The organism is bacterium (assembly GCA_023150945.1).
Classification (GTDB): domain Bacteria; phylum Zhuqueibacterota; class Zhuqueibacteria; order Zhuqueibacterales; family Zhuqueibacteraceae; genus Coneutiohabitans.
On sequence record JAKLJX010000010.1, the window covers coordinates 228,535 to 235,695 of the forward strand.

The 7,161-nt window shown below is 57.8% G+C and carries 7 protein-coding genes; all 7 read right to left on the reverse strand.

Annotated features, from left to right (window positions below):
* Positions 1-74 precede the first annotated feature (74 nt).
* The 7 genes from dnaB to L6R21_14955 all read right to left on the reverse strand — a co-directional run bounded on the left by dnaB (position 75) and on the right by L6R21_14955 (position 7,077).
* The gene (dnaB, locus tag L6R21_14925) at positions 75-1,499 is read right to left on the reverse strand and encodes a replicative DNA helicase (protein MCK6560486.1); all 1,425 of its coding nucleotides are present in this window, start codon (positions 1,497-1,499) and stop codon (positions 75-77) included.
* A 78-nt stretch (positions 1,500-1,577) separates the two neighbouring features.
* A complete protein-coding gene (gene coaBC / locus L6R21_14930) occupies positions 1,578-2,780 on the reverse strand; it encodes a bifunctional phosphopantothenoylcysteine decarboxylase/phosphopantothenate--cysteine ligase CoaBC (GenBank protein ID MCK6560487.1) in 1,203 nt (400 codons plus the stop codon).
* A 35-nt stretch (positions 2,781-2,815) separates the two neighbouring features.
* Positions 2,816-3,139: a DNA-directed RNA polymerase subunit omega gene (locus L6R21_14935; protein MCK6560488.1), complete on the reverse strand. Its 324-nt coding sequence runs from the start codon at positions 3,137-3,139 to the stop codon at positions 2,816-2,818.
* A 72-nt stretch (positions 3,140-3,211) separates the two neighbouring features.
* Complete coding sequence (gene gmk / locus L6R21_14940; GenBank protein MCK6560489.1) at positions 3,212-3,844, reverse strand: guanylate kinase; 633 nt, start codon at positions 3,842-3,844, stop codon at positions 3,212-3,214.
* 4 nt (positions 3,845-3,848) lie between these two features.
* The gene (locus L6R21_14945) at positions 3,849-4,715 is read right to left on the reverse strand and encodes a YicC family protein (protein ID MCK6560490.1); all 867 of its coding nucleotides are present in this window, start codon (positions 4,713-4,715) and stop codon (positions 3,849-3,851) included.
* Between the two features lie 348 nt (positions 4,716-5,063).
* Positions 5,064-6,335, reverse strand: a complete 1,272-nt coding sequence (locus tag L6R21_14950) for a DNRLRE domain-containing protein (GenBank protein MCK6560491.1) — start codon at positions 6,333-6,335, stop codon at positions 5,064-5,066.
* A gap of 187 nt (positions 6,336-6,522) precedes the next feature.
* Entirely contained in the window at positions 6,523-7,077 is a 555-nt protein-coding gene (locus L6R21_14955; protein ID MCK6560492.1) for a hypothetical protein, read from the reverse strand.
* Between the last annotated feature and the right edge of the window lie 84 nt (positions 7,078-7,161).

The following is a 7,161-nucleotide window of genomic DNA, read 5'->3' on the forward strand; positions in this document are numbered from 1 at the left end:
TGATTCCTCAGCCTGCTGCCGCCGCGCTGCATGTCTCCGGTCGCGCCCGTCGGCATGCGCGGCAGGGCTTCTACTCAAAACGGCGCGCCGCTGAAACTGTTTTCCGTATGAAAGCGATCAATGTCCGCAAAGCGCACATTGTCTTTGTGGAACAGCAACTCCACCGTGCCGGTGGGGCCGTTGCGCTGCTTGCCGATGATGATTTCCGCGGTGTTGTCGTTCAATTCCCGGGTGTATTGCCCCGGCCGGTAAATGAACATGACGATGTCGGCGTCCTGCTCGATGGCGCCCGATTCCCGCAAATCCGAAAGCTGGGGCCGCTTGTCGCCGCCGCGCTGCTCCACCGCGCGCGAAAGCTGCGAGAGCGCGATCACCGGCACATCCAGCTCCTTCGCCAGCGCCTTGAGCGATTGTGAAATCAATGAAATCTCAATCTGCCGGCTTTCGGCGCTGCGCGGGCCGCGCACGAGTTGCAAATAATCGACGATGAACATGCCGACATGCTTCTCCGCCGCCAGCCGCCGCGCCTTCGCGCGAATCTCCATTACCGTCAAGGCCGGCGAGTCATCGATGAAAATCGGCGCCTCCGCCAGCCGGCCGACCGCATGCGCCAGCCGCGCGAAATGCTCGCGCGGCAGCTTGCCGGTGCGCACCTGATGCGAGTTGACGCGCGCCTCACTGCACAACAGCCGCAGCGCAAGCTGATAGCTCGCCATTTCCAGCGAGAAGATTCCGACGCCGACTTTGTGATCAATGGCGGCGTTGCGCGCGATGTTCAAACAAAAGGCGGTCTTGCCCATCGAGGGCCGGCCCGCGATGATGATCAAGTCGGACTTCTGGAAGCCCGAGGTCATCTCATCCAAGTCTTTGAAGCCGGTGGCCACCCCGGTGACGCTGCCTTTGCGTTGATGATAGGTTTCGATCGTCTCGAAGGTGCGGTGCAGCACCGGGTTGATCGACTCGAAGCCCCGGCGCAGCCGGCGTTCCGACAGCGCGAAGATGCGCTGCTCCGCCTTGTCCAGCAAATCATCGACCGGCTCCTTGCCCTCGAACGCCTCGCTGGAAATCTCGGTGGCGACGCCGATCAGCCGGCGCAGAATCGCCTTCTCCAACACCAGGCGGGCATGATACTCGACATTGGCGGCCGAAGGCACGCTTGCCACCAGCTCGGCGAGATAGTAATTGCCGCCGGCGCCATCGAGATGCTGCTGACGTTGCAATTCCGCCGACACCGTCAGCGTGTCGATCGGGTGATTGCGATCGAACAAGGACTGCATTGCCTGGAAAATGTACTGATGGCTGCTGGTGTAGAAGCACCAGTCTTCCAGCAATTCGATCGCCTTGCTGACAGCATTGCTCTCCTGCAGCATGGCGCCGAGCACGGCCTTCTCCGCATTCAAATCCTGCGGCGGCAGCCGGTCGATAATCTGATCGACAGTCGGCCGCCGGACATTCTCGTCGTGCTGCGTTTTGCGCTGCGCTGCCGGATTTTCCAACATTTCTTTGTCTGGTTGGCGCCGGATTGCCGAGCCGCCGCACGTTCACGTGCCCGGCTGCTCTGCGCCCGGCGCGGTTTCTCAACTGGTAGTGCGGGCGATGCTTGCCTGCCCGGCCGCCGGGAGGGCCAGCACGGCCTGCCAAATTTCAAAGGCCACTTCACTTTTGGACAGCAGCGGCAGCCGGGTGATATTCCCGGCGGCGTCGATCAGCGTGACGCGATTGGTTTCCCCTTTGAAACCGGCGCCAGCCTCGGTTGCCTCATTCAGCACGATCAGATCGAGCGCTTTTTCCCGCAGCTTTTGCTGCGCATGCGGCACCGCGTTTTCCGTCTCCAACGCGAAGCCCACGTGCACCGCCGCGGTTTTCTGCCGGCTGAGCAGGCGCAGAATGTCATCGTTCGCTTCGAGCTCGAGCACAGTGGTGGCGCTGCTCTTCTTGATTTTTTCCGCGGCTCGCTGCCGCGGCCGATAGTCGGAAACCGCTGCGGTCATCACCACCACCTGCGCTCCGGGATAGTGCGCCAGCACGGCTTCGCGCATGTCATTGGCGCTCACCACCGGCACGGTTTGAATCTTGTAAGGCGGCGGCAACTCGGTCGGGCCGTGCACCAGCACGACTTCCGCGCCCAGCACCCAGGCCGCCTCCGCGACCGCGAAGCCCATGCGGCCGGAGCTGGGATTGGTGAGCATGCGCACCGGATCGAGATATTCTTCGGTGCGGCCGGCGGTGACCAGCACTTTCATGCCCTGCAGCGGTTGGCTCGGCTGCGCCGCGGCCAGCGCCGCGGCCAGTATCCACTCCAGTCGCGCCAGCCGGCCCCAGCCCGCGCCCTCGGTGGTGGTCGCCAACTCGCCGAATTCCGGATCAACGCAGCGGTAGCCGGCCTGCCGCAGGCGCTGCAAGTTGCGCTGCACCAGCGGATCCTCCCACATCGCGGCGTTCATGGCCGGACACAAAACCACCGGCACGCGCGCCGCCCGGATGGTGGCGCTCACCGGTTCATCGGCAAAACCGTTAGCCAGCCGCGCCAGCGTGTTGGCGGTGGCCGGGCACACGATGATGAGATCGCCCCAGCGCGACCAATTGATGTGCGCGATCGCCGCGGTATCGGCCGCCGGGAACAGGCTGGTCAGCACGGGATTCTCGCTCAGCGCCGCAAAGGTCAGGGGCGTGACGAATTCCCGCGCGCTCGGCGTCATCATCACGCGCACGGTGGCGCCCCGGCGCTTGAGCTCCCGCACCAACTCGCAGCTCTTGTAGCAGGCGATTCCGCCGCTCACCCCCAGGAGGATTTTTTTGCCGTTGAATCGCAGGGTCAGTTCTCCCGATCTGCGGGTGCCTCCGCATAATCGAAATTCAACTTGCCGCCCATCATCTCATCGAGCGAGATGGAAGTGGGCTTGGGCAGCTTGATCAGCTTCACCGGTGCCTTGGCGCGCTCGTCACGCACCTCTTCCACGTCGTCATCGCTGTCATTGGCGTGCACGTTGTCCAGGGCGCTGTCATAGCCCAGCTCCTGCTCGATGTAACGTTTTTGTTCGTCGTTGATCTGGCGCGCCCGCTTGGCGATCACCACGATCGCTTCATACAAATTGCCGGCGTGCCGCTCCAGTTCTTCCAGAGGTACAGTGCTGACCATGAAATTATCTCCGATTGATCGATGCGTTATGTGAATCTGATTGATTGCCAAATTGCCGCGCCCGGCGGCAGCTCAGTTGTCTTCCGCCGGCGCCGTTTGCCTGCGATAGCGCGCAATGATCTCCGCCACCTGCCGCACGGTATCATCCAAATCGAAATTCGTCACCACGTGATCATACTGTTCCTCAGCCGCCATTTCCTGCTCGGCGGCTTGCAGCCGGGCGGCGATTTCCTCCGCCGAATCGGTGTTGCGGCCGTGCAGCCGCTCGCGCAACAACTCCAGCGAGGGCGGGCGGATGAAGATCAAAATCGCGCGCTCGCCCATCAGCCGTTTGATGTTGAGGCCGCCCTGCACGTCAATGTCCATCAGCACGAATTTCCCCTGCGCCAGCCACTGCTCGACGTTTTCGCGCAGCGTGCCGTACAGGTTGCCGTGCACCAGGGCATATTCCAAAAAGCGGCCGCGGTCGATGCCCTGCTGGAATTCCTCCGGGCTGAGGAAGAAATACTCGCGGCCGTGGCGCTCATTGCCGCGCGGCTTGCGCGTCGTCGCCGAAACCGAATAACAAAAATCCGAATTGTTCGTTTGCAGCAGCCGTTGCAGAATCGTGGTTTTTCCACCGCCGGAGGGCGCCGATAACACCACCAAATATCCGGAAGCAGACGTTTGCCCGTCCGTAGTTGCGCGTGCATGATCCAGGGGCATGGCGTTACTCGATGTTTTGAATTTGTTCGCGGAGCTTTTCCACTTCCTCTTTGATCTCGACCACGAGATGCGCGATCTTGGCATCATTGGCTTTGGCGCCAATGGTGTTGGCCTCGCGATTCATCTCCTGCAGCAAGAAATTCAGTTTGCGGCCGGCCGGCGCCTCTTCCGCCAGTGCCTCCAGAAACAACGTGTTGTGGCTGCGAAAGCGCGTGCATTCCTCGGTGACATCGACGCGATCGGCAAGCAGGGCCACCTCCAGCTCCAGGCGGTTGGGATCCAATTCCTTCGTCTGCACCATCTCTTTCACGCGCTGATACAACCGCTGAAACTCCTCCCCGCGCCGCGCCAGCGAGCGCGCCTCGATTTCCTCCAGCCGTTGCTGTAGCGCTTCGAGGCGGCGGCGCAAATCATTGGTGATCTCCAGGCCTTCGCGCTGGCGCATGTCGTTCAAGTTGCGCATCGCCTGCGCGATGGCGTTTTCCACAGTCTGCCAAACCTCCGCCGGGAGCTGGTCATTACTGTCGGTGGTGAGAATCTCGGAAAAGTGCAGCAAATGGTCGATGGTAATCTCGCCGGCGAGGCCGAGATCGTCCCGCAGTTTCTCCAGCAATTGCTTGTGGTGCGAGGCCGCCTCCATGTCCAGCCGCAGCCCGAGCCCGGTGTCACGCTCGCTCTTGAGGGTGACGACGAGATTGATCCGGCCGCGCGATACGTATTTGCGCACCATCTCTTTCACGGTTTCTTCGTAGGCGCTCAATGCGCGCGGCAGCCGCATGGTCACATCCAGAAAGCGATGGTTGACGGCCCGTACTTCGACAAAGGACTCGTAACCATCACTCTTGAATTCTCCCTGGCCATAGCCAGTCATGCTTGTAATCATCAGTGCGCTTCGGTCATGTTTATAGTTACGCCCGATTCAATTTTGCAATAAGTTACAATTTACAAGCGGTTTAGATTTTACGAAAGCCGCTGCTAAGATACAACACAATTTTTGGGAAATTTTTTCTGAGTGAAAGGAAGAAAGATCAACGAGATATAACGTGGAGTGAACGCGGGGCTACCTGGCACTTGCCACGGATGGGAAAGGGTGTTGTCATTTTGTGATCCTGTTAGACTGGGCCGGATTGTGGTCAGCCTGCGGTCCGGAACAGAAGCGCAATGAAATGGTTCCGTTGATCCTGCCCGAGCAGGGATAGCGCTGCTGTTTAGGCCAAACTTACGGCCCTCCACCACAGGACATCGGTCGCGCGGGTCGAGTCAAGCTGGCCTCATCACACAATAACGTCTTCGGTTGGTTCGACCAAACCACATCCAATTTGGGCTTGTTAGTGTGCTCCGAAGAGCGGAAACGCATGTCGTAGCCGTCCAAATCCTCATCCGGCGTCCACAAAATCACGCCATGGTTGTTATTAGGATCCGCCAGCCAATCTTGCACCGCGTTGGTCAAAGTCCAGCTTTTCCAGGTGCCGGTTTCGCTTTGCTTAACCTGCACCGTGCTTTCCATCGTGGCCAGGGCATCGGTGCCATTGATCGCTGCACAGGGCGTGTTCCAGTTTACGCCCGTGAGGCGAACATCGCGTGTGGCTTGGGCTTCATGCCCGGGAACCAGCATACGATGCGCCTGCACCCAGCCATTGGTCGGAACTTGCGAGCCGCCGCAAGATGTTCCGGCCTCGGCGGCGTAATACCACAAGCTCATTTGCGCATTCAAGATCGTGGCGTTGGTGGGAATGCCTACCCCGCACACATTGAACTTCACCAACGCACGTTTCTTGTCCGTACACTGATACTTGCCCACGAACAATTGGCTGTTGTTGATGTTGGAGGCGCCGTACAAATAGGTATCATCGCTCGCCGTAAGGTTGGTGGTGGGATCGATGATCAGCGGCCCGGGCGTCGCCTCTCGCACCCAGCGCCACGGCACACCGATGAGCAGGTAGTTTTTTCCGCGCTCGGAATAAACAATGCGCCGCACCGGTATACGATCTTCTTCATTATTTACCGCCCAGGCGACATCTGGCGGAAAAAAGCAATAAAGATCCTCTGTGTCGTATTCAAAGTCGAGGCGGCTCTCACCGTCATAGGCAAAGCGATTACCTGGATTGATGGGATTTCTGCCGCCAACGCCATGGGCAAACACCTTCAGGTTATTGGGCGATAAAGAGAATTCTGCGGCGAACACCAAATACGTATGCTCGGGCGAGAGGCGAAACTGTGTCGGGTCGGGCAGGGCCTCACGCGCGGCCTGGGAGATGGCAAACTCTTCCTTAAGCTGGCTGGCGCCGCAGGTGTAGCGCGCCGTGATGCCCTCGAAAATTTGCGGGAAATTGATTTCATTTTCAGAGGCAAAGGGTGTTGTTGCTCTGGCGTTTTGCAGGATTTGATAGACATAGCTCAAGCGGTCAAAATAGCCAAAGCTCAGCAATTGCCAGCGGAGCTGCATTGCCGGCAGCCGCGGCGAGGCCGGGCCGCGGAATTTTTCGTGCACCGGGCGGGGAATTTCGAGTACCGCGGCATATTCGTCATTTTTGCCCTGAAAACGAACCCTTTACAGGGCGTCGGAAATGTCGTAGACACCTGGTTCATCGGGTCTCAAACTCGTATCGGCCTGTTTGAAACACCCATCAGCAGCACAGAAATCGACACGGCTAACACTGATGCTGGGCACAAGCAAGCTACTTCAACCATCTAAACTCACCGTTCTCCCATTTGGCGCTCGGATAGGAAGCTTCGGAAAAATACCAATACCCAACAATATACTTGTCTCGGTCAAATCCCAATTGTCGAAAGTCATATTCAAACAATTGTGATATCCCAACATCAACAATGGCCATACTCTGTTCAATCAACTCTTTCTGCTCATCCCGAGACAATTGACGATCATTAAAGCGCCCTCTGATTCTAAAAACAACCTTTCGCTTATCGCTGCGTTTAGAAACAGCTCCAAGACTATCACCTATTTCAATTGATACGGGAAAACCGACGCTGCCCATATCTAAAATATAGAAGCTACCACACGACATTTGTGCTGCTAAAATCTTCAATCTCAAATCAAGAAGATCCTCGAGCGTTAGTGTCACTGTTCGCTGCAATTGTTTCGTGTCAAGTTGCGCATGGCATGTTCCGTAACAACTCAACAAAAAGATTGAAATAAAAAAGATATTCTTCTTCATCATTTCCTCCAAAAGGAAAAATTTTACTGCTTGGATCAAAGCCAACTGGTTCTTCAATTTCTATCAGTACTGTCCGGTTAAAAGTCAAATAGATTCAATTGGTTCTGAGCAATCGGCTGTTCTGGAATGATACTGGTCTCT

What these genes read in the sequence shown, in the direction of transcription:
- L6R21_14935 (MCK6560488.1), bottom strand. Translation starts at nt 3,139, where the DNA reads ATGGTCAGCACTGTACCTCTGGAAGAACTGGAGCGGCACGCCGGCAAT.
- dnaB (MCK6560486.1), bottom strand. Translation starts at nt 1,499, where the DNA reads ATGTTGGAAAATCCGGCAGCGCAGCGCAAAACGCAGCACGACGAGAAT.
- gmk (MCK6560489.1), bottom strand. Translation starts at nt 3,844, where the DNA reads ATGCCCCTGGATCATGCACGCGCAACTACGGACGGGCAAACGTCTGCT.
- L6R21_14945 (MCK6560490.1), bottom strand. Translation starts at nt 4,715, where the DNA reads ATGACTGGCTATGGCCAGGGAGAATTCAAGAGTGATGGTTACGAGTCC.